This is a genomic window from Paracidovorax oryzae ATCC 19882, assembly GCF_000687165.1.
GTDB lineage: Bacteria > Pseudomonadota > Gammaproteobacteria > Burkholderiales > Burkholderiaceae_C > Paracidovorax > Paracidovorax oryzae.
In genome coordinates, this window is record NZ_JMKU01000027.1 from 25,892 (window position 1) to 46,987 (window position 21,096).

17 protein-coding genes are annotated in these 21,096 nt (G+C 71.3%); 9 read left to right on the plus strand and 8 right to left on the minus strand.

Going from position 1 to position 21,096, the window contains the following annotated elements; all coding sequences use genetic code 11:
* The first annotated feature begins 15 nt into the window (after positions 1 to 15).
* Positions 16 to 762, plus strand: coding sequence for an aspartate/glutamate racemase family protein (locus T336_RS0118550; protein ID WP_026433672.1), 747 nt, complete (start codon positions 16 to 18; stop codon positions 760 to 762).
* A 4-nt stretch (positions 763 to 766) separates the two neighbouring features.
* Positions 767 to 1,963 carry an MFS transporter gene (locus tag T336_RS0118555; RefSeq protein WP_026433673.1) on the plus strand — a complete coding sequence of 399 codons (1,197 nt, stop codon included), beginning with the start codon at positions 767 to 769 and terminating at the stop codon, positions 1,961 to 1,963.
* A 36-nt stretch (positions 1,964 to 1,999) separates the two neighbouring features.
* Here T336_RS0118555 and T336_RS0118560 read toward each other — a convergent pair whose 3' ends face one another.
* The 4 genes from T336_RS0118560 to T336_RS0118575 form a co-directional block, all read right to left on the minus strand.
* Positions 2,000 to 2,701 (minus strand): type IV pili methyl-accepting chemotaxis transducer N-terminal domain-containing protein, encoded by a 702-nt coding sequence (locus tag T336_RS0118560; protein ID WP_026433674.1) that lies wholly within the window; start codon positions 2,699 to 2,701, stop codon positions 2,000 to 2,002.
* Between the two features lie 45 nt (positions 2,702 to 2,746).
* Positions 2,747 to 3,607, minus strand: coding sequence for a uroporphyrinogen-III C-methyltransferase (cobA, locus tag T336_RS0118565; RefSeq protein WP_026433675.1), 861 nt, complete (start codon positions 3,605 to 3,607; stop codon positions 2,747 to 2,749).
* A complete protein-coding gene (gene ybiB / locus T336_RS0118570; protein WP_026433676.1) occupies positions 3,604 to 4,530 on the minus strand; it encodes a DNA-binding protein YbiB in 927 nt (308 codons plus the stop codon). Before ybiB ends, cobA begins: the two co-directional genes overlap by 4 nt.
* A 74-nt stretch (positions 4,531 to 4,604) precedes the next feature.
* On the minus strand, positions 4,605 to 7,562 hold the full coding sequence (locus T336_RS0118575; protein WP_026433677.1) for a nitrate reductase: 2,958 nt from the start codon (positions 7,560 to 7,562) through the stop codon (positions 4,605 to 4,607).
* A gap of 161 nt (positions 7,563 to 7,723) precedes the next feature.
* Between T336_RS0118575 and T336_RS0118580 the strand changes: the two genes are divergently transcribed.
* The 4 genes from T336_RS0118580 to T336_RS0118595 all read left to right on the plus strand — a co-directional run bounded on the left by T336_RS0118580 (position 7,724) and on the right by T336_RS0118595 (position 12,942).
* Positions 7,724 to 8,668 carry an electron transfer flavoprotein subunit alpha/FixB family protein gene (locus T336_RS0118580; RefSeq protein ID WP_026433678.1) on the plus strand — a complete coding sequence of 315 codons (945 nt, stop codon included), beginning with the start codon at positions 7,724 to 7,726 and terminating at the stop codon, positions 8,666 to 8,668.
* Positions 8,669 to 8,795: 127 nt separating this feature from the next.
* Complete coding sequence (locus tag T336_RS0118585; RefSeq protein WP_026433679.1) at positions 8,796 to 10,589, plus strand: acyl-CoA dehydrogenase; 1,794 nt, start codon at positions 8,796 to 8,798, stop codon at positions 10,587 to 10,589.
* A 59-nt stretch (positions 10,590 to 10,648) separates the two neighbouring features.
* Positions 10,649 to 11,605, plus strand: coding sequence for an NAD(P)H-dependent flavin oxidoreductase (locus T336_RS0118590; protein ID WP_026433680.1), 957 nt, complete (start codon positions 10,649 to 10,651; stop codon positions 11,603 to 11,605).
* A gap of 161 nt (positions 11,606 to 11,766) precedes the next feature.
* The gene (locus tag T336_RS0118595) at positions 11,767 to 12,942 is read left to right on the plus strand and encodes an acyltransferase family protein (protein ID WP_026433681.1); all 1,176 of its coding nucleotides are present in this window, start codon (positions 11,767 to 11,769) and stop codon (positions 12,940 to 12,942) included.
* A 103-nt stretch (positions 12,943 to 13,045) separates the two neighbouring features.
* Here the strand turns inward: T336_RS0118595 and T336_RS0118600 are convergent, their stop codons facing one another.
* The gene (locus T336_RS0118600) at positions 13,046 to 13,660 is read right to left on the minus strand and encodes a hypothetical protein (protein ID WP_244883986.1); all 615 of its coding nucleotides are present in this window, start codon (positions 13,658 to 13,660) and stop codon (positions 13,046 to 13,048) included.
* A 139-nt stretch (positions 13,661 to 13,799) separates the two neighbouring features.
* On the opposite strand from T336_RS0118600, the gene T336_RS0118605 reads away from it, so the two are divergent.
* On the plus strand, positions 13,800 to 14,918 hold the full coding sequence (locus tag T336_RS0118605; RefSeq protein WP_026433683.1) for a PA0069 family radical SAM protein: 1,119 nt from the start codon (positions 13,800 to 13,802) through the stop codon (positions 14,916 to 14,918).
* A gap of 316 nt (positions 14,919 to 15,234) precedes the next feature.
* Here T336_RS0118605 and T336_RS0118610 read toward each other — a convergent pair whose 3' ends face one another.
* Entirely contained in the window at positions 15,235 to 16,269 is a 1,035-nt protein-coding gene (locus T336_RS0118610) for a hypothetical protein (protein ID WP_244883987.1), read from the minus strand.
* A gap of 272 nt (positions 16,270 to 16,541) precedes the next feature.
* Here T336_RS0118610 and T336_RS0118620 point away from each other — a divergent pair, with 272 nt between their 5' ends.
* Positions 16,542 to 17,240: an HAD-IA family hydrolase gene (locus T336_RS0118620; RefSeq protein WP_026433686.1), complete on the plus strand. Its 699-nt coding sequence runs from the start codon at positions 16,542 to 16,544 to the stop codon at positions 17,238 to 17,240.
* A complete protein-coding gene (locus T336_RS0118625) occupies positions 17,237 to 18,421 on the plus strand; it encodes an amidohydrolase (protein WP_026433687.1) in 1,185 nt (394 codons plus the stop codon). Before T336_RS0118620 ends, T336_RS0118625 begins: the two co-directional genes overlap by 4 nt.
* 690 nt (positions 18,422 to 19,111) lie before the next feature.
* Here the strand turns inward: T336_RS0118625 and T336_RS0118630 are convergent.
* Together T336_RS0118630 and T336_RS0118635 are read right to left on the minus strand one after the other, a co-directional pair.
* Positions 19,112 to 19,606 carry an Lrp/AsnC family transcriptional regulator gene (locus T336_RS0118630; protein WP_026433688.1) on the minus strand — a complete coding sequence of 165 codons (495 nt, stop codon included), beginning with the start codon at positions 19,604 to 19,606 and terminating at the stop codon, positions 19,112 to 19,114.
* 69 nt (positions 19,607 to 19,675) lie between these two features.
* Complete coding sequence (locus T336_RS0118635; RefSeq protein WP_019701813.1) at positions 19,676 to 21,079, minus strand: aspartate aminotransferase family protein; 1,404 nt, start codon at positions 21,077 to 21,079, stop codon at positions 19,676 to 19,678.
* Between the last annotated feature and the right edge of the window lie 17 nt (positions 21,080 to 21,096).

Below are 21,096 nucleotides of genomic sequence, written 5' to 3' on the forward strand. Positions count from 1 at the left end.
ACGAAGGACCTGGCCATGCGTATTCTCGTGCTCAATCCCAACATCTCCGACAGCGTGACCGCGCTGATCGGCGCCGAGGCACGCCTCAGCGCTTCGCCGGGGACGGAGATCACCCTGCAGACCGCGCCGCTGGGCGTGGCCTACATCGAAACCCGCTTCGAGGCGCTGATCGGCGCCTACGCGGCGGCGCAGATGGCCGCCGAGCACCATGCCGGGCACGACGCGGTGATCGTGGCCGCGTTCGGCGATCCGGGCTTGGCCGGCCTGCGCGAGGCGCTGCCCGTGCCCGTGCTGGGCATGACCGAGTCCGCGCTGGCGAGCGCCTGCCTGCTGGGGCAGCGCTTTTCGATCATCGCGATCTCGCAGCGCATCCAGTCGTGGTACCGCGAGGTGGTGCAGGCCAACGGACTGGCCGGGCGGCTGGCCAGCATCCGTGCGCTGGACCAGCCCCTGTCACGCATCGACCAGGTGCAGGGCGACCATGCCCAGGCCCTGCGCACGCTGTGCGAACGGGCGGTGGCGGAGGACGGCGCCGACGTGATCGTGCTGGCCGGCGCCCCGCTGGCGGGGCTGGCGCGCAGCCTGCACGGGCAACTGCCTGTGCCGGTGGTCGAGGGCGTGTCCAGCGCCGTGCGGCATGCCGAATCGCTGGTGGCTCTGCAGCCGGGCAAGGCCGTGGCCGGCAGCTTCGCGCGGCCGCCGCGCAAGCCGCACCGCGGCCTGCCCGAGGCGCTCGCCCGCCTGCTCGACGGCCCGCCCTGACCGCATGGCGCGCCCCGCAGACTCCGGCCTGCCCACGGCGCTGCCGGCCATGACGGCGGTGCAGGCGGCCGTGGCCCTGGGCACCTTCGCGCTGTCGGTGCTGGCCCCGCAGCTGGGCGTGGGCGTGCAAGCGCTGGGCTGGCTGGGCAGCGCGTTGTTCGGCGTGGGCGCGCTGGCCGCGCTGGGCAGCGGCGCGCTGATCCGCCGCTGGGGCGATGCGCGGCTGGCGGCGCTGTGCATGCTGCTGGTGGCGCTGGCCATGGCCTGCCTGGCCGCCGATGCGCTGGGCCTGGGACCGGCCCGGTGGTCGCTGTGGCCGGCCGTGCTGCTGCTCGGGCTCGCTTTCGGGCCCGAGACCCCCGCCAGCGCCTCCGTGCTGGCCCGCGTGACGCCCCCTGCGCGGCGGCCCTGGGTGTTCTCCATCCGCCAGACGGGCAACCAGATCGGCGCGATGGCCGGCTCGCTGCTGCTGCCCTGGCTGTTCCTGCGCCACCGTGCTGCGCCCTTCATGGCGGTGGCAGCCGTGGCGCTGGCCGTGGGCGTGGCCTGTCTGCGGGTGGCCCGCGCCCTGGCCGGGGCGCACGCCGCGCCGGCCGTGCCACCGGACGCGGCCGGGCGGCGCAGCGGGCTGCGCGACATCGCCGCGTCGCCGCACCTGCGCATGCTCACGCTCGCGGCGGCGGTGTTCACGGCGGTGCAGGTGTGCCTGAACTTCTTCGCCGTGAGCCATGCGGTGCACCACTGGCACCTGCCCGTGCCCACGGCCGTGGCCTGGGTGGCCTGGATGCAGGCGGGCGGCCTGGCCGGGCGGCTGCTGTGGGGCCGGGTGGCCCTGCGGCCGGGCGTGGCCTTGCGGCGCCTGCTGGGCGCGCTGGGCTGCACCATGGGCGCCGCCGGCCTGCTGCTGTTCCTGTGGCCGGGCGTGCCTGGGCCCGGAGTGCTGGCCCTGTTGCTGGGATTGCTGGGGCTGAGCGCGAGCGGCTGGAACGGCGTGCTGCTGGCCGAGGTGGCGGGCACGGCCGGGCCTGCGCGCGCGGGGGCCGTCACCGGTGCGGTGCTGCTCTTCGGCTATGCGGCGCTGGCGCTGGCGCCGCTGGGTTTCGCGGCCCTGGGCGCCCGGATGGGAACCGGCGCCGCGTACTCCGTGTTGCTGGCCCTGGCCGGGCTGCTCGGGGCGGGGCTGCTGGCCCGCCGGCCCTAGCGACCTGTTCCCGCCCCGGGAGCGGCCACGGCGCCTTCAGGCGGCCCGGCGCCCGCCGCGCCCCGCGAGCGATACGGCCTGCAGCGACAGGCGGTCGATTTCCGCCGTGATGCCCGAAAGCACGTTGGCCACGACGGCGAACTCGCGGCCGTGCGCGGCGGCACGGGCGGCCATGACCTGGGCGTTGAAGCTCACCACCTTGGCCTCGCGGGCGACGGTCTGGATGGAGGCGACGATGCCCGACAGCTCGCCCATCATGGCCTCGGACTGCCGCCGCTGGATCTGGTCGAAGACCGTGGTGGCGGCATTCAGGGCCTCGAGTACGCCATCGGTGGCGGCCACCAGCGGCGCCAGGGCATCCGCCGCGCGGGCGCTGCTCTGGTCGGCCAGGTCCAGCGTGGCGCGGGCCTGGCGGGCAAACGCATCGATGGTGGCGCCGACGCCGCGGGGGCCGTGGTACATGGCATCCACCTCGCGTGCCGAGGCGGCATCCAGGTGGCGCGGCGTTTGCACGAGGCGGGCCTGGCTGGTCTCGAAGGTCTGGAGGGTCTGGCGCGCCGCCCGGGCCTGGGCGGCGTCACCCTGCACGGCCAGGATGGTCTGCAGGACGATGCGCTGCGACAGCATGCGCTGGCGCGCGGCGAGGTTCACGAGGGAGATGTCCGCCTCCCCGCTGCCGGCCGGGCCCGGGGTGGAAGGCTTTGGGGAGTGCGCTGCGGGGATCGGGAGGGCGGCCATGGAAACCTCTTCGGGTGAAAACTCTCGCGCAGGCCGCCGGCGCCTTCAGCCGGCGTGCCGCAGCGGTGGCGGCGCCACCGACAGGGGCTGGCCCAGGCCGTTGCCGGCCGCGGCGGCCACGCCGGCAGTCACGTCGCCCACCACGATGACCGAGGGGCTGCCGAGCTGTTCGCGCTCGATGGTGGCGTGCAGCTCGCCCAGCGTGGTGAGCGCGTGGCGCTGGCAGGGCAGGCTCACGTGCTGGATGATGACCACGGGGGTGCAGGCCGGCAGGCCGGTGAGCAGTTCTTCCTGGATGTGCGCGGCGCTGCTCACGCCCATGTAGATCACCAGCGTCAGGCGCGCGGCGCGGGCCGTGGCGGCGAGCTGGCGCCAGTCGATGCCGCTGTCGCCGGGCTTGGCGTGGCCGGTGACGAAGACCACGCCGTGGGCGTGCTCGCGGTGCGTGAGCGGCGTGCCGAGCAGCGTCATGCCCGCGAGGCCGGCCGTGATGCCGTTGACCACGGTGACCTCGATGCCGGCCGCGCGCAGGTGCTCGACCTCTTCGCCGCCGCGTCCGAAGATGAACGGATCGCCGCCCTTGAGCCGCACCACGTTCTCGCCTTCGTTCACGGCCATGACCATGAGCTTCTCGATGAAGGCCTGCGGCGTGCTCTTGCAGCCGCCGCGCTTGCCGACATGCACCACCCGCGCGCCGGGCGCGGCGAGGGCGACGATCTCGTCGCTGACGAGGTCGTCCACCAGCAGCACGGTGGCCGCCTGGATGGCCTTGAGGGCCTTGAGGGTGAGCAGTTCGGGATCGCCCGGCCCCGCGCCGACGAGCGTGCAGGTGCCGCGCGGCGCGGCGCCATAGGGGCGGGCCGGCGGAGTGGGGCCAGTCTGCGAGGGAGGGGCGGAACGGTTCATGGGGCTGTCTCCGTGGGGTTCTGGCGGGCAAGACGCAAGATGTGTTCCACCTGCCGGGAGAGCGGGGCGGGCACGGGCAGTTCGCCCGCGAGCACCTGCTGCGTGTAGCGTGCGGTGGTGTCCACGTCGATGTCCGCGGGCAGGCCGGGCACCTCGGCCGCGGTGCCGGGCTGCTGCTCATCCCACACATGGTGCGCGCCGCGCACGAAGGCGTCGTAACGGGGCGTGCGGCGCGGGTCTGCGGCGACCTCGCCCTCCAGGCCGCGCGAGAGCAGCACGTCCATGCCGCGCGCGGCGAAAGTGGCGTGCAGCATGTCCAGGTATTCGGGGTGGGTGTAGGCGGTGACGAGCAGCGACGGGCCGCGCACCGGGTTCATGAGCTTGACCACGCTGTGCCCCGGGTTGCGCAGGCCGACGACCTCGCGCACTGCCAGCAGCCGCGCGAGCCCCGGGCAGAGCAGGCCCGTGCGGACGTGCGCGACGCTGCCGGGCGCGACCGCCTCGGGCGATTCCATGGGCGCGACGCCCAGGGCCTGCAGCACGTCGCTGGCGAGCACGCGGCGGGCCTCGGTGCGCATGCCGTGCAGCAGCACGGGCAGGCCCTCGCGGGCGAGCAGCAGGGCGAGCAGCGGCGTGAGCACGGGCAGCCGGCGCGCGCCGTTGTAGCTGGGCAGCACGACGGTGGGCACATCGCCTGCGGGAACGGGCGCGAGGCGGGCGTGGGTGGCGTCGAGGAAGCCGCACATCTCGTCGGCGGTTTCGCCCTTGATGCGCATGGCGATGCAGAAGGCGCCCACTTCATAGTCGGTGACCTGTCCGTCGAGCACCTGCCCGAAGAGATCGGCGGCCTGTTCGCGGCCAATGGCACGGGCGCCGCGCGCGCCGCGGCCGAGGTCCTTGAGATAGTGGCTGATGCTGCCCATGGAAGCGGAAATTGGTGTGCGTGGAGCGGATGTCGCGGGGACGCGCATTCTCCCGTAATTCAGAGAACTTCCGGTTATATGGAGGACTCCGCGGCCGGCAGGGCCGCGCTGTCGCGCACCATGCGGCGGAGTTCCGGCAGGCAGGAGCCGCACTGCGTGCCGCAGCCCAGCGCCGCCTGCAGCTGGCCCAGCCGCTCGGCATCGCCGCCGTGGCATTGGCCGAGCTGCGCCGCGATCGCCCTATCGCTCACGTTCATGCAGCTGCACACGGGGCGGCTGCGCGGCGGGGCAGGCGTGGCGCCGTCCGGGGCCTGCAGGCCGGGCGACAGCAGCCGGCGGCCATAGCCCTGCGCGGGTCGCTCTTCCTGCAGCAGGCCGCGCAGCCAGGCTTCCGCGCTGGTGTCTCCGGCCAGCAGCAGGGCGCCCAGCCGCAGTTCGTTGCCATCGGCGCTGCCGGTGCCGCGCTCCATGCCGGGCCCGCCGGACGCAGGTGCTGCCTCGAGCCGCAGGGCCCGCCGCTGGCCGCGCCGGGCGTCGGCATAGCGGAGCGTGTCGGCGCCGCCCAGGCCGAGCAGGGCCTCGATGCGTGCCAGCAGGGCATCGGGTGCGGGAGCGGTGCCGGCCGCCCGCAGGAGCACCCCGTGGCGCTCGCGTGCGGGCTCCGAAAGGGGGGCGTTGTTGCCGAACGGCACGCAGACCGCGAAGGGGAAGCCTGCCAGCAGGCCGGCAAGCTGCGCACGCACGGCCAGGGCCTCGTCCGCCGGCAGCCAGGCCATGCCGTAGAGCCGCCAGGGCAGGGTGGCCCGCTCGATGTGGACGGCCGCATGCTTGAGCTCGGGCTGTTTCGATGCCGGGCAGAAGGCCGGCGAGGTGACGGCGTTCACGCCCAGGGCGGGAGGCGGCGCATCCGTGCCGCCTGCGGTGCCGTCCTGCGGGCCCGCGTGGCCGCAGAGCATTTCGCCGCCCCAGTGCATGGCGATGAAGGCCTGCGAGAGACCCACGTCGGTGGTGGCCTGCACGGGCACGATGACCGCGCCCCGCCGGCTTTCCACCCGCACCAGCTCGCCTTCGGCGAGCCGGCGGCGCTCCATGTCCTGCGGATGCAGCTGCACGCAGGGTTCGGGCGTGTGGCCGAAGAGGCGGCCCAGGGTGCCGGTGCGGCTCATGCCGTGCCACTGGTCGCGCAGGCGGCCGGTGGTGAGGCTGAACGGATAGCGGGCGCTGCGCGGCTCGGCGACAGGCTTCCAGGCGGCAGGGGCGAAGCGCGCGCGGCCGTCCGGCGTGGGGAAGACTCCATCTTCATAGAGGCGGGCACGTCCCTGCGTGGCCCCTTCCGGAAACGGCCAGTGCTGCGGCCCCTGCATGTCGATCAGCGCCCACGACAGGCCCGTGATGTCCAGGTCGCGCCCGCGCGTGGTCTCGCGGTGCTCGTTCCAGATCGCCTCGGCGCCGGCCTCGGCGCAGCCGGTGTCGTAGGGGAACAGTCCGGCGCCCTCCGGGTTCAGCCGGGCCTGCAGCCGGCGCGCGAATTCCACCGCGATCGCCCAGTCGTGCCGGGCCTGCCCCGGCGCCGGCACGGCCGGCCGCACCCGCGAAATGCGGCGCTCGCTGTTGGTGACGGTGCCCGTCTTCTCGCCCCAGGTGGTGGCGGGCAGCAGCAGGTCGGCGTAGGCGCAGGTGGCCGTCGTGGAGAAGGCTTCCTGCACCACGACGAATTCCGCGCGCTCCAGGGCACGCCGCACCGTGGCCTGGTCCGGCAGGCTCTGCGCGGGATTGGTGCAGGCGATCCACAGCGCGCGGATCTCCCCGTCGGCGGCGGCCTGGAACATCTCCACCGCCGTCCTGCCCGGCGTGGCGGGCACCTGGGACACGCCCCAGAGCGCGGCCACCTCGGCGCGGTGCGCGGGGTTGGCCAGGTCGCGGTGGGCGGAGAGCAGGTTGGCCAGGCCCCCCACCTCCCGCCCGCCCATGGCGTTGGGCTGGCCGGTGAGCGAGAAGGGGCCCGCGCCGGGCCGGCCGATCTGGCCGCAGGCGAGGTGGAGGTTGACGAGGGCCGCGTTCTTGTCCGTCCCGCTGCTGCTCTGGTTGAGGCCCTGGCAATAGAGGCTCAGCGTCGGGGCGCGGCCCCCGGCGCTGCCGGCGGGCACGTCGGCCCCGCCCAGCGCGAACCAGCGCGCGGCCGTGGCGAGCTGCGCCTCGGTGATGCCGCAGACCTCGGCCACCCGCGCGGGCGTGCAGTCGCGCACGGTGGCCTTGAGCGTCTCGAAGCCCGTGGTGTGCGCCGCGATGTAGTTGGCATCCACCCAGCCCTCCCAGAGCATGAGGTGCAGCATGCCGTGGCAGAGCATGACGTCGGTGCCCGGCAGGATGGGCAGGTGCAGGTCGGCCATCGCCGCCGTCTCGGTGCGGCGCGGGTCGGCCACGATGATCTTCAGGCCCGGGTTCGCGGCCCGCGCGTCCTCGATCCGCCGGAAGAGGATGGGGTGCGCCCAGGCCGTATTGCTGCCGGTGATGAACAGGCACTGCGCCAGCCCCAGGTCGTCATAGCAGGCCGGCGGCGCGTCCGCGCCCAGCGTGGCCTTGTAGCCCGCGACGGCGCTGCTCATGCACAGGCGGGAATTGGTGTCGATGTTGTTGGTGCCGATCAGTCCCTTGGCCAGCTTGTTGAAGACGTAGTAGTCCTCGGTGAGCAACTGGCCCGACACGTAGAACCCCACTGCATCGGGTCCGTGCGCCTGGATGATGTCCGCGAACCTTCCGGCGGCCATGTCCAGCGCGACATCCCAGCCGATGGCGTCTGGCGCCTGGCCGCGGCGGGGGCGGTGCAGCGGCGTGAGCAGGCGGGTCTGCAGGGTGACGGGCTGCGTGGCGGTGAGGTGCAGCGTGGAGCCCTTGGTGCAGAGGCGGCCGAAATTGGCGGGGTGGGTGGGGTCGCCGCGCACGCCGGTGATGCGGCCGTCGGTGGATTCGATGATGACGCCGCAGCCGGTGCCGCAGTAGGGGCAGGTGGAGTGGGTTTCTTTTGTGTGCATGGCGGGGGCTGCTGGTTGGTTTTTTCCCGGGGCCGGGGTGTGCGCCCGGCGGCGCACCTACTTTCTTTTGCTTCGCCAAAAGAAAGTAGGGCGGCAAAGCCTGGTCGAAAAGCTGAAGAACGAAGCCAAGGTCATCTGAAGAATCGAAGGAGAACACGAACATGACCGCACTCGTCATTGCAGAACACGACAACGCTTCGATCAAGCCCGCCACGCTCAACACCGTCACGGCGGCTGCCGCCTGCGGCGGTGACGTACACGTGCTGGTGGCCGGCCAGGGCGCGGATGCAGCCGCCCAGGCGGCCGCGCAGATCGCGGGGGTCTCCAAGGTCATCCTGGCCGACGGCGAGAGCCTCAAGGACGGCCTGGCCGAGAACGTGGCCGCCCAGGTGCTGGCACTCCAGGGCAATGGGGCCGGCAACTACAGCCACATCCTGTTCCCGGCCACGGCCGGCGGCAAGAACGTGGCGCCGCGGGTGGCCGCGAAGCTCGATGTCGCGCAGATCAGCGACATCACCAAGGTGGACGGCCCGGACACCTTCGAGCGCCCGATCTACGCGGGCAACGCGATCGCCACGGTGCAGAGCAGCGACAGCGTGAAGGTGATCACGGTGCGCACCACGGGCTTCGACGCCGCGGCGGCCACGGGTGGCTCGGCGGCGGTGGAGAAGGCCGATGCGGCTGCGGATTCGGGCAAGAGCCAGTTCGTGGGCCGCGAGGTCACGAAGAGCGACCGGCCCGAACTCACGGCGGCCAAGATCATCGTCTCGGGCGGCCGGGCGCTGGGCAGCGCGGAGAAGTTCAACGAGGTGATGACGCCGCTGGCGGACAAGCTGGGCGCGGCGATCGGCGCGAGCCGCGCGGCGGTGGATGCGGGCTACGCGCCGAACGACCTGCAGGTGGGGCAGACGGGCAAGATCGTGGCGCCGCAGCTCTACATCGCGGCGGGGATCTCGGGCGCGATCCAGCACCTGGCGGGCATGAAGGACTCCAAGGTGATCGTGGCGATCAACAAGGATGCCGAGGCGCCGATCTTCAGCGTGGCCGACTACGGGCTGGAGGCGGACCTGTTCACCGCCGTGCCTGAACTCGTGAAGTCCCTCTGACCCCGGCGGCCCCGCCAGCGCCGCAGGCTGCCGGCAGGGCCTCCACGAGGGCATCGCACGCGGTGCCCTTTTTTTTGCCCGGCCCGCGCGGTCCGCGGCCGTTTTCATCGATTCCGGAGACATTCCCATGAGCTACACCGCCCCCGTCAAGGACATGCTGTTCGCCATCGAGCACCTCGCGGGCATCGCGCAGGTCGCCGCGCTGCCGGGCTTCGAGGAGGCCGGCCTGGACACGGCGCAGGCGGTGCTGGAGGAATGCGCGCGCTTCAACGAAGGCGTGGTGGCGCCGCTCAACGTGGCGGGCGATCGCAACCCGTCGTCCTGGAAGGACGGCCAGGTGGCGACCACGCCGGGCTTCAAGGACGCATTCCGCCAGTTCGCGGAAGGCGGCTGGCAGGGCCTGCAGCATCCAGTGGACTTCGGCGGCCAGGGCCTGCCCAAGACCATCGGCGCGGCCTGCGCGGAAATGCTCAACAGCGCCAACATGAGCTTCGCGCTGTGCCCGCTGCTGACCGACGGCGCCATCGAGGCGCTGATCACCGCGGGCAGCGATGCACTCAAGACCACCTACCTGGAAAAGCTGGTGACGGGCGAGTGGACCGGCACCATGAACCTGACCGAGCCGCAGGCCGGCTCGGACCTGGCCCTGGTGCGCACGCGCGCCGAGCCGCAGGGCGATGGCACCTACAAGGTCTTCGGCACGAAAATCTTCATCACCTACGGTGAGCACGACATGGCGGAGAACATCGTGCACCTGGTGCTGGCCCGCGTGGCCGGCGCACCGGAAGGGGTGAAGGGCATCAGCCTGTTCGTGGTGCCGAAATTCCTGGTGAATGCCGATGGATCCCTGGGCGCGCGCAATGACGTGCAGTGCGTCTCCATCGAGCACAAGCTCGGCATCAAGGCCTCGCCCACGGCGGTGCTGCAGTTCGGCGATGCGGGCGGCGCGGTGGGCTACCTTGTCGGCGAGGAGAACCGCGGCCTGGAATACATGTTCATCATGATGAACGCGGCGCGCTACGCCGTGGGCCTGCAGGGCATCGCGGTGGCCGAGCGCGCCTACCAGCAGGCCGTGCAGTATGCGCGCGACCGCGTGCAGAGCCGCCCCGTGGACGGCAGCCTGCCGGGCAGCGCCGCCATCATCCACCACCCCGACGTGCGCCGCATGCTCATGACCATGCGCGCGCTCACCGAAGGATGCCGTGCCATGGCCAGCGTGGCCGCCGCGGCCTACGACGCTGCGCACCACCATCCCGACGCGGCGGTGCGCAGGGAGAACCAGGCGTTCTACGAATTCATGGTGCCGCTCGTGAAGGGCTACAGCACCGAGATGAGCCTGGAAGTGACCAGCCTGGGCGTGCAGGTGCACGGCGGCATGGGCTTCATCGAGGAAACGGGCGCAGCGCAGCACTATCGCGATGCGCGCATTTTGCCCATCTACGAAGGCACCACGGCCATCCAGGCCAACGACCTCGTGGGCCGCAAGACGGCGCGCGACGGCGCAGCCACGGCGCTCGGCGTCGCGGCGCAGGCCCGCAGGACGGCCGACGAACTGCGCACGGCCGGCACGTCCGAAGCCCAGGCCGTGGCACGCCGCCTCGCCGAGGCCTGCGATGCCTTCGAGGAAGTGGCGCGCTTCATCGCAGCCAACGCCAAATCCGACCCGAACGCCGCCTTCGCGGGCAGCGTGCCCTACCTGATGCTGGGCGGCAACCTCGTCGCCGGCTGGCAGCTGGGCCGCGCGCTGCTCAAGGCCCAGGCGCTGCTGGGGGCCGGGCAGGGCGATGCCGCCTTCCTGCAGGCCAAGGTGGCCACGGCGCGCTTCTATGCGGAACACATCCTGGTGCGCACGAAGGCCCAGCGCGACGCCATCGTCGAAGGCGCGGCCAGCGTGACCGCGCTCGCGCCGGAGGCCTTCTGAGCGGCCACTTGCCGCAGCCACCGCCTTCACCGCCCACGACAACATCCGGAGACTTTCCCATGCGCAGCACCCTGCCGCCCGTTTTCCAGAAACTTTCGCTGCCGGTCATCGGCTCGCCGCTCTTCATCATCAGCAACCCGAAGCTGGTGATCGCGCAGTGCCAGGCCGGCATCGTCGGCTCCATGCCGGCGCTCAACGCCCGGCCCGCCGCACTGCTGGACGAATGGCTTGCCGAGATCACCGAAGCCCTCGCGGCCTGGGATCGCGCCCATCCGGATTCGCCCGCGGCGCCGTTCGCGATCAACCAGATCGTGCACAAGAGCAATGACCGGCTGGAGCACGACATGGAGGTGTGCGCCAAGTACAAGGTGCCGATCGTCATCACGTCCCTGGGCGCACGCGAGGACGTGAACCAGGCGGTGCATGGCTGGGGCGGCGTGGTGCTGCACGACATCATCAACAACAAGTTCGCCCACAAGGCCATCGAGAAGGGCGCCGACGGCCTGATCGCCGTGGCGGCCGGCGCGGGCGGCCATGCGGGCATCAAGAGCCCGTTCGCGCTCGTCCAGGAAATCCGACAGTGGTTCGAGGGGCCGCTGGCACTCTCGGGCTCGATCGCATCGGGCGGATCCATCCTGGCCGCGCAGGCCATGGGCGCCGACTTCGCCTATATCGGCTCGGCGTTCATCGCCACGCACGAGGCGCGCGCGCAGGAGGCCTACAAGCAGGCGATCGTCGACGGCAACTCCGACGACATCGTCTACAGCAATCTCTTCACGGGCGTGCATGGCAACTACCTCGCGCCCTCCATCCGTGCCGCGGGACTCGATCCTGACCACCTGCCCGAATCGGATCCGAGCAAGATGAACTTCGGCGGCGACGCGAAGAAGGCCTGGAAGGACATCTGGGGCTGCGGGCAGGGCATCGGTGCGATCACCGAGGTGACGGGCGCGGCAGAGCTGGTCGGGCGCCTGCGCCGCGAGTACGCCGAGGCGCGCGAACGCCTGGCGCTCTGAACGGCGGCGGCGCTTTCCGCGCGCCTGGGGTGCAACGGCCGCCCGCGGGCGCCGTGCTGGGGCAAAATACCGCCCCCCGCGGGCCCCGCACAACACCAAGAACCGCTCGTCGCACATCGCGCCGCCCTGCACGGGCGCGCCGCGCTGTGTCCGCCTTCCGCATGCCGTCCTCACCGTCCCGCAACACCCTGATCGATTCGGTCAAGGGCATCGCCTGTGCCACGATCGTGGCGCACCACCTCGCCTTCTACGGGCCCATGTCCGAAGTGGCCCAGCCCCTGATGCCCGGCCTCATCGCCTGGCTCGCCCACCATGGCCGCATGGCCGTGCAGGTCTTCCTGGTGCTGGGTGGTTATCTGGCGGCTGGGCGCCTGGCCGCCGCGGGGGGGCCACGCTGGAGCGGCACCGCGCCGGAGATCGGGCGGCGCTTCGTTCGCCTCGCGGTGCCGTATGCCGTGGCTCTGGTGCTGGCCGCGGCGGCGGTGCGGCCCTGGCTGGACCATCCTTCCGTGCCGGCGGAGCCGAGCCTGCCGCAACTGCTGGCCAACGCGCTGATGCTGCAGGATGTCGTGGGCGAGGAGGCGCTGTCGGCCGGCGTCTGGTATGTGGCGATCGACTTCCAGCTTTTCGTGCTCTCGGCGCTGCTGCTGGCCGCCGCGCGGCGCGGCGCCCGCGTGCTGCCGGTGCGAGCCCGCGGCTGCGCCCAGCCGGCGGCACGGCTGGCCGTGGCCGCGGCCACGGCGCTGTCGCTCTGGGAGCTCAACCGCCATCCGTCACTCGATGCCTGGGCGGTGTATTTCTTCGGTGCCTATGGCCTGGGCATGATGGCGCGCTGGGCCGTGGCTGCACCTCGCGGCAGCCGCGCCGCTGCCGGGTGGCTGGTGCTGATCGGCCTGTGGGGCGCGGTGGCGCTGGCGCTGGATTTCCGGGAGCGCATCGCGGTGGCGTGGTGCACGGCACTCGGGCTGGTGCTGCTGCTGCGCTGGCAGGAGGGCCGCGCGGCGCTGCAGCGAGCCGGGGCGCCGGCTGCGCATCAGGCGCATGCCGCGGGGCACGGCGGATTGGCGCGTCTCGGCCGCATTTCCTATTCGGTATTCCTGGTGCACTTTCCCGTGTGCCTGCTGGTGAATGCCGCCGTCACCGCGGCCTGGCCCGAGTCTGCCGCCCTCAACGCCCTGGGCATGGTGGCCGCGCTCGCGCTCTCCATCGCGGCGGGATGGCTGCTTTATGAGCGGGTGGAACGGCAGGTACCGTCATGGACGGTGGCACTGCGCTGGCAGGCGGGCCTGGTGGGGGCCGGCCTGGTAGTGGCCCTGGCGGCAGGCCACCTGGGCTGAGAAGCCACCGGGAGCCGCCGCCACCGCGCCGCCGCCAGCGGCAGCAGGCGCCATCCGGGCACGGGCCAGCCGGCGTGGCCGGGCTGCCAGGCGCAGGACCCGGTCAGCGGGCCTGGCCTGCGGGCCGGGGCGAGGTGTCGATGAGCGGGCCATCCTCCGGCCCGCCCGGCAAGGGGCTGGCGGCTGCCGGCAGTGCAGGGGTGGACAGCACCGCCACCACCGGCAGGCCGTCTTCCATCGGCACCACGGCCAGCGCCGCACGCTCGCGTGCGCCGCGGCGCCAGTCGATGAACCATGCCATGAACGGCAGCAGCAGCATCGAGCCCGGCACCGCCCAGATCAGCAGGTAGGGGCTGACGGACGAGGCCGAGCGCATCAGGCCGCGCAGGCGCTCACGCTCCTCGGCGCTCCAGCGACCCTGGCGGCGCTGCCGCAGCAGCCACGCCACGGAGCCGCGCATGGTGGCCAGCTCCTGGCGGAAGCGGCCCTGCTCGCGCCGGTTGCCCGCCAGGAAGGCGCAGAACCATTCGGGCGTCCAGTCGCCGCGCAGCCAGCGACGGGTGGCAGCGCAGCCGGTCTCTGCCACCGGGCGCATGCGGGCCGATCCGGATGCCGACGCCGGCATGCCGTCCTGCGGCAATCCGGACGACGGGAGGGCCTCCGGCAGGGGCGCCGGAACCTGGGGGTCCACTGCGGATGCGGCAGAAGGCGGGTTCATGACAGGAGGGTGGACTGGTGATGCGGGGCAGGGAGCACCGGGATATCCAGCACTGTGCCATGGCGTGAAATCTCTTGCTGCGCACAGTGTATACGATTGCTGTATATTCATACAGTTTTCGGCGTATCTGGAGCTGCCCGTGACCGAAGTCCACATCCCCCTGCAGAGCATCAAGGGCCGCGGCACGGCCGCACGCACGCCGCACCGCTTCATGCGCGATGCCCGCGCCTCGTTCGACGATGGCTGGGGCGGTCCCGCTGCGCAGGAGGGCGACGACGGCGCGCCGCCTCCGCACGCCACCCAGGTGATCCTGGAAACCGCGCGCAGTGCGATCTGTGCCAATGATTCTCCCGACATCTTCTTCGACCATTCCGTCAATCCCTACCGCGGCTGCGAGCACGGCTGCGTGTATTGCTACGCGCGCCCTACGCACAGCTACCTCAACCTGTCGCCCGGGCTGGATTTCGAGACCCGCATCATCGCCAAGCACAACATCGCCGAGGTGCTGCGCGACGAACTCGCGCGCCCCGGCCACGTGCCGCACCTGCTCAACGTGGGCTCGGCCACCGACTGCTACCAGCCGGTGGAACGCGACCTGGGCCTCACGCGGGCCGTGATCGAGGTGCTGCGCGACGTGCGCCACCCGTTCTCGCTCATCACCAAGTCGAGCGGCGTGGAGCGCGACATCGACCTGCTCGCGCCGCTCGCACGCGACCGCCTTGCCGCCGCCTATGTGACGATCACCACGCTCGACCCCGTGCTGGCGCGTCGGCTGGAACCGCGCGCCGCGGCCCCGCACCGCCGGCTGCGCACCATCCGCACCCTGGTGGAGGCGGGCATTCCGGTGGGCGTGAGCGTGGCCCCGCAGATCCCGTTCGTCACGGAAGACATGGAGCAGGTGCTGGAGGCCGCGCGCGATGCCGGCGCCACCTCGGCCTTCTACACCGCCATCCGCCTGCCGTGGGAGCTGGACGGGCTCATGCGCGAATGGCTGGGCTTGCACTACCCGCAGCGCGCCGAGCGCGTGATGGCCCGCATCCAGGACCTGCACGGCCTGGATGCCGAAGCGCGCGCGGCCGGCCGCACCTATGACAGCCGCTTCGGCTCCCGCATGAAGGGCAAGGGCTTGTGGGCCGACCTGCTGCGCCAGCGGTTCATGGCCGCGTGCCGGCGGCTGGGGCTGAACCGGGAGCGGATCGAGCTGGACATGGCGCAGTACCGGCCGGGGTTGGCGCGGGGGCAGGGGAGCCTGTTCTGAGGGCCGATGAGGCGCCGGTGGCTGCCTGCGGTTCCGTGTCCCAGTGAACGTAAAGGTTCACGGCCAGGGCGAGCGCGGTCGAAAACACCGCGAGGGCGAGCAGGGCCAGCAGGGATGCCCGGCTGGGGGCGATGGCCTGCAGCAGGAACGCCGTCCAGGCCCCTCCATCCCGCGGCAGGTGCAGGCCGCGCCAGCGTGCGATGCCGAGCAGCAGCAGGCCTGCGACGAGGGTACGGGCCGCGATCAGGGTGACGGGCGGAATGGTCTCGAGGCGATATGGCCATACAGCGCGGGACACGCCGTCGCTGTCGGCGCGTCAGTCCCGCTTCTCCTGCAGGCGCAACCGCGTCAGCAGATGGTCCCGGGGCGGCATGGGCTCCGTCAGCCAGCGATCGAGCATGGTGCTGTGATCGGACTCAGGGCTGGCGGCAGTGCGGGCACCGGAGGGCAGTCGAGGGGCGGGTTGTCCTGCCTCCGTGCCTGCATCCGTCGGGTTTCCGGTGTCCTGCAACGATGCCATCGCGTCATGGTACGAAGCCGTACTGGCAAGGGACGGCGGGGTTGCTTCCGGGTGGAGGCTGGCGAGCGACTGGGAGGTTCGCGCGTCCTCGTATTCCGTGGAGGTTGCAAAGGAATGCCAGTCTGTGCGGCTGCTGGCCTCTGATCCGTCCATGGGCGTGCGCGTGCCCGGGGAGTGCGCCGGGGTGGGTGATGCCATCGGCCGCAACCGAGCGTATCCCGAGTGGGGGACCGGGGGTTGGGGATTCTCTTCACGGAGGCGCTGGCGGCGCTCCTCTGCGTCCTCCACCTTCTCCCGCCGCAGCGCTTCCCGGAGCGTCATGCCTCCGGGAGGCGCCAGTTCGTCCGCAGGGCGCTCCCGGATGGTTGCCAGGGATGGAGGGCGCGGCTCCCGCGTGCCGGTGTGCCCTCTCGACCACGGATTCATGGTGTCCGAGCGCCCTGGCCGCGGGCCGGCGTCTTCCACCTCGTGGGTTTCCGCGGAAATCCATCCATCGTCCCGCAGGCCCTTCAGCAGGTTCTCGATGCCTTGGTCGCTGAGGTCCATCGCGGCATCGTCCGGAAAATCGTGGAGGCCTGCTCCAGCATGCGGGCTCGATGCGATGGGCCGGCCCGCATCCCTCGGCATTTCCGGCAAGGCATTGCGCGGCGGCAGGCCCGACGCGGATCCCTGGGCATGGCGGGCCGAGATCGGCACCGATGGCATGGTTTGCCTGCTGCCCCGGTGCGCGGAGGTGCCCGCGCCCGACGTCGATGCTTCCGGTACCGCCCCGGAGGGGACGTGTTTGCGCGACGCCGCGCCGCTGTGGAGCCAGGCAAGGAGTTTGGTCATGGTGGTGGGCCGCGGTTGTGCGTGAAAGTGATTTCCATGCTGCGGCAGACCGGCAGGCGTCTTCGTGCGCCTGCGAAGTGCAGTGCGGCGGGGCGAAGCGCGTTGCCTCCGCAAGGTGCGTGGATCCACGGGGCCGTGGATGCAGGAAGAATCTGCCGCCACCGCCATGAAAACGCAATTCGCTGCGGTTGCCGAGCCGGTTTCGGCCGCGCGGAGCAGGCGGAAATTCCTAAGCTCGATGCCATCCATCCCCGTTTCCAGGAGTTCGACCCATGGCCTTGCGTGATTTCAAAGTGCTCACTTTCGACGTCGTCGGCACCCTCATCGATTTCGAGGGCGGCATGCTGGCCTACCTGCGCGAGGCCGTGCCGGGTTCGCCCGTGCCTGACGAGGCGTTCCTCTCGGCCTACCGCACGGCCAGGAAGAGCAGCGATACCGATGCGTATCCCGATGACCTCGTGCGCTGCTGGCATGCGATCGCACCGCAGCTGGGCCTGCCCGACAGCGACGCGCTCGCGCAGGGCTTTCGCGATTCCGTGCCGCGCTGGCCGGCGTTCCCCGACGCTCCCGAGGCACTGCAGCGCCTGCGCCGGCATTTCAAGCTGGTGACGATGACCAATGCGCAGGCCTGGGCGCTGGCGCATTTCGACCGCACGCTGGGCGCCCCGTTCGACCTGCTGCTGTCCGCCGACGATGCCCTGTGCGAGAAGCCCGATGCGCGCTATTTCGCCTATGCGCGCGGCCGCTACGAGGGCGCCTGGGGTTTCCGGCAGGCGGACAACCTGCACGTGGCGCAGAGCCAGTACCACGACATCGGCATCGCGCGGCGGCTGGGCATCCGCAGTTGCTGGATCGAGCGGCGCCACGGCATGCAGGATTCCGGCGGCACCATCGAGTCCGAACACACCGTGCCGGATTACCACTTCCATACGCTGGCGCGGCTGGCCGACGCGGTGGAGGCGGGGCAATGAGCGTGCAGGACGTCGCCTGGCCCGTCGCCGACCTGTTGCCCGATCTGGTGGCGCTGCGCCGCGACCTGCATGCCCATCCGGAACTGGCCTACCAGGAGCGCCGCACGGCCGGCATCGTGGCGCAGTCGCTGCGGCTGCTGGGCCTGGAAGTGCACGAGGGCATCGGCGGCACCGGGGTGGTGGGCACGCTGCGGATGGGCTCCGGGCCGCGCAGCGTGGGCCTGCGGGCCGACATGGATGCACTGCCGATGGTGGAGCTGGGGCGCTCGCCATACGCGAGCCGCCATGCGGGCGCCCATCACGGCTGCGGGCACGACGGGCACACGAGCATGCTGATCGGCGCGGCGCGCCAACTGGTGCGTGCGGGCGGGCTGGACGGCACGGTGCATTTCATCTTCCAGCCTGCGGAGGAGGGGCAGGGCGGCGCGCGGCGCATGATCGAGGACGGCCTGTTCGAGCGATTTCCATGCGACAGCGTCTATGCGCTGCACAACTGGCCCGATCTGCCACTGGGCTCGGCACGCACGCGGCCCGGCCCCATCATGGCGGCGGCCGACCGCTTCGACATCGCCGTCCGCGGCCGCGGCGGTCACGCGGCGCAGCCGCACCACACGCCCGACGCGATCCTGGCCGCGAGCCAGCTTGTCGCCCAGCTCAACACCATCGTGTCGCGGCGCATCGACCCCGGCGAATCGGCCGTGCTCTCCGTCACGCGCATCGAAGGAGGCCAGAGCCACAACGTGCTGCCCGCCGAGGTGCGTGTCACGGGAACGGTGCGCAGCTTCGATCCCGATGCGCAGGACCGGATCGAGGCTGCGCTGCGTGCCACCTGCCAGGGCATCGCGCTGGCGAGCGGCACCACGGTGGAGGTCCAGTACCTGCGCTATTACCCGGCCACCATCAACACGGCCCCCGAAGCCGCGCTGGCACTGGAGGCTGCGGCCGCCATCGGCCTGCAGGCGGAGGTGGCGCCGCGCGCGGCGTTCACGTCGGAGGATTTCGCGTTCATGCTGCAGCGCAGGCCGGGGGCGTATCTCTGGCTGGGGCAGGGGCGGGCGGATCCGGGGCCGGAGGGGGAGCGGCCTTTGCACCATCCTTGTTATGACTTCAATGATGAGGTGTTGGGGTTGGGGGTGCGGTGGTTTTGCGAGGTGGCTGGGCGGGCGTTGCTGTTGTTGTGATTTTTTTCCCGGGGCCGGGGTGTGCGCCCGGCGGCGCACCTACTTTCTTTTGCTTCGCCAAAAGAAAGTAGGCAAAGAAAAGGCGAGCCCTGGTGTCTGCGTCCCCCTTCGCCCCGGTGGGGCGAAGGGGGCAGCCTGTGGTGCTCGGTCGCGGGGCGGCGCCGTGGAACTCGCTTCGCGCTGGCGCGCTGCGCTCGGACAACCACGGCGAGTCAGATCACGAAGCAGGCGTGTCCTTCGGCACGCCTGCCCGCCCCGCGCCCTGCGCTCCTCGGCGCAGACACGAGGGCGGGGTGCCGCATACGGGCCATTGCTTCGCTCGGCCCTTGGTGCGCGAGTGCTGCGCACCGCGCACCGTTTTTCTTTGGGGCCGAGCAACGCGAAGGCCCGGGTCACCCCTTCTGGATGCGCCTGGGGCGCGCAGGGGGTGGGGTGGCGGGCGTGCCGAAGGACACGCCCGCATCGTGAACTGACTTGCCGTGGTTGTCCGAGCGGAGCGCACGCAGTGCGCGAAGCGAGTTCCACGGCACACCCCACCCCCGAGCACCCCAGGTTGCCCCGTTCGCCCTGCGGGCGAACGGGGTCGCATCCAGCAGGGTCGCCTTTCTTTTGGCTACTTTTCTTTGGCGAAGCAAAGAAAAGTAGCTCGCCCGCCGGGGCGAGACCCGGCCCCCGCCCTTAAAAAGAAAATCACCTCTGATGCGGAAACAACCGCTCGATCGGACAGTGCGTCTTGATGAACGGCGACTTGATGACGATGTAGCTGAAGTACTTCGCAATGCCGATGTTGCGCTGCAGCAGTTCCTCGATCACTTCCTGGTAGTGGTTCACCCCCCGCGTGATGAAGCGCAGCAGGTAGTCGTAGCCGCCGCTCACCAAGTGGCATTCCAGCACCTCGTCCACTTCGCGCAGCGCGGCTTCGAAGCGTGAGAAGTCTTCGCGGCGGTGGTCCGAGAGGGTGACTTCGGTGAACACCGTGAGGGTGTCGCCGAGCTTCTCCAGGCGCAGGTGGGCGCCGTAGCCGGCGATGTAGCCCGCCTGTTCCAGGCGCTTGACGCGGATCAGGCAGGGGCTGGGCGAGAGGCCCACCGCGTCCGCGAGGTCCACGTTGGTCATGCGCCCGTTCTTCTGCAGCTGCGCCAGGATGCGCAGGTCCAGTCGGTCGATCTTGAAGGCTTCGTTCATGGCGGCTTGGCAAGCAGGATGACAGGCAGGCAGTGTGCGCGCTCCGGCCGGGTTCTGCGCGGTTTCTCGTCAGGCCGCGAGGGCTTTCCGTACGTCGGGCCATTCCAGCACCTCGTCGAGCGTCTTGCGCAGGCGCTCGAACAGGAGGGTGAATTCCCCTTCGCTGAAGACCAGGGCAGGAGCGAAGCCGAGGATGTGGTCGCCGAAGGAGCGGAACACCAGGCCGTTGCGGTAGCCGGCGGCGAAGATGCGGTCGGCGAGGCCCAGGGCGGGGTCGAAGCCGCGCTTGCTGGCCTTGTCGCTGACCAGTTCCAGCGCGCCGAGCAGGCCGCGGTGGCGTGCGTCGCCCACCAGGGGGTGGCCACGCAGCATGTCCAGGCCGGCCGCGAAGTGCGCAGCGCCGCGCTGGCCGTTGGCCAGGATGCCGCCTTCCTCGTAGAGCCGCAGCACTTCCAGGGCGACGGCCGCGCTCACGGGGTGGGCGGAGTAGGTGGCGCCGTGCCCGATGGGGGCGCCCCTGGGCGCGCCGTCAGCGATGCCGGCATAGACCTTGTCGCTCAGCAGGGTGGCGCCCATGGGTGCGTAGCCGGCGGTCAGGCCCTTGGCCATGGTCATGATGTCGGGCTCCACGCCTTCGGCATCGCAGGCGAACATGGGACCGGTGCGGCCGAAGCCCGTGATGACCTCGTCCACGACGAAGAGGATGTCCAGTTCGCGGGCGGCTTCGCGCATGGCCTTGAGCCAGCCCGGGGGCGGCACGATCACGCCGCCCGAGCCCTGGATGGGTTCGCAGAAGAAGGCCGCGACGTTGTCCGCGCCCAGTTCGGCCACTTTGGCCCGCAGGTCCGCGACCGAGGCGGCGATGAGCGCCTGCGCATCGGAGCCCGCGGGATGGCGGTAGGGGTTGGGGGAGGGGATGTAGTGCTGCGTGGCCAGGGGCAGGTCGAAGCCCCGGTGGAAGGCCGGCAGCGCCGTGAGGCCGGCGCCGGTGGAGGAAGAGCCGTGGTAGCCGCGTTCCAGCGCGATGAAGTGCTTCTTGGAGGGCCGCCCGGTATTGTTGTAGTACTGCACGATGAAGCGCACCGCGGCGTCCACCGAGTCCGAGCCGCCCAGCGTCAGGTACACGTGGTTGAGCGATCGCGGCGTGATCTGCACCAGCTTCTCGGCGAGGCGGATGGCCGGCTCGCTGCTGAAGTGGAAGTAGCCCGTGGCGTACGGCAGGCGCCGCATCTGTTCGGCCGCCGCCTGCACCACGCTTTCCTGCCCGTAGCCGACGTTTACGCACCACAGCCCGGCGAAGGCGTCCAGCAGTTCATGTCCCCGGGCATCCGTCAGCCACGCACCGCGGCCGGACGACAGTACGGTCGGGCCGCGCTCCTCGTGGGTACGCCACGGCGACACCGGATGGATCAGGTGGGCCCGGTCGATGGCGTCGAGCGAGGCGAGCGAGGAAAGATCGGCGATCTGGTTCATGGCGGGGGCTCCTCCGG

Bases quoted from the DNA above. Each gene is read 5' to 3' on its own strand.
- T336_RS0118560 (WP_026433674.1), bottom strand. From the start codon at position 2,701: ATGGCCGCCCTCCCGATCCCCGCAGCGCACTCCCCAAAGCCTTCCACC.
- T336_RS0118630 (WP_026433688.1), bottom strand. From the start codon at position 19,606: ATGAACGAAGCCTTCAAGATCGACCGACTGGACCTGCGCATCCTGGCG.
- T336_RS0118620 (WP_026433686.1), top strand. From the start codon at position 16,542: ATGGCCTTGCGTGATTTCAAAGTGCTCACTTTCGACGTCGTCGGCACC.
- T336_RS0118575 (WP_026433677.1), bottom strand. From the start codon at position 7,562: ATGCACACAAAAGAAACCCACTCCACCTGCCCCTACTGCGGCACCGGC.
- cobA (WP_026433675.1), bottom strand. From the start codon at position 3,607: ATGAACCGTTCCGCCCCTCCCTCGCAGACTGGCCCCACTCCGCCGGCC.
- T336_RS0118600 (WP_244883986.1), bottom strand. From the start codon at position 13,660: ATGAACCCGCCTTCTGCCGCATCCGCAGTGGACCCCCAGGTTCCGGCG.
- T336_RS0118550 (WP_026433672.1), top strand. From the start codon at position 16: ATGCGTATTCTCGTGCTCAATCCCAACATCTCCGACAGCGTGACCGCG.
- T336_RS0118555 (WP_026433673.1), top strand. From the start codon at position 767: ATGGCGCGCCCCGCAGACTCCGGCCTGCCCACGGCGCTGCCGGCCATG.
- ybiB (WP_026433676.1), bottom strand. From the start codon at position 4,530: ATGGGCAGCATCAGCCACTATCTCAAGGACCTCGGCCGCGGCGCGCGC.
- T336_RS0118635 (WP_019701813.1), bottom strand. From the start codon at position 21,079: ATGAACCAGATCGCCGATCTTTCCTCGCTCGCCTCGCTCGACGCCATC.
- T336_RS0118580 (WP_026433678.1), top strand. From the start codon at position 7,724: ATGACCGCACTCGTCATTGCAGAACACGACAACGCTTCGATCAAGCCC.
- T336_RS0118625 (WP_026433687.1), top strand. From the start codon at position 17,237: ATGAGCGTGCAGGACGTCGCCTGGCCCGTCGCCGACCTGTTGCCCGAT.
- T336_RS0118590 (WP_026433680.1), top strand. From the start codon at position 10,649: ATGCGCAGCACCCTGCCGCCCGTTTTCCAGAAACTTTCGCTGCCGGTC.
- T336_RS0118610 (WP_244883987.1), bottom strand. From the start codon at position 16,269: ATGACCAAACTCCTTGCCTGGCTCCACAGCGGCGCGGCGTCGCGCAAA.
- T336_RS0118585 (WP_026433679.1), top strand. From the start codon at position 8,796: ATGAGCTACACCGCCCCCGTCAAGGACATGCTGTTCGCCATCGAGCAC.
- T336_RS0118595 (WP_026433681.1), top strand. From the start codon at position 11,767: ATGCCGTCCTCACCGTCCCGCAACACCCTGATCGATTCGGTCAAGGGC.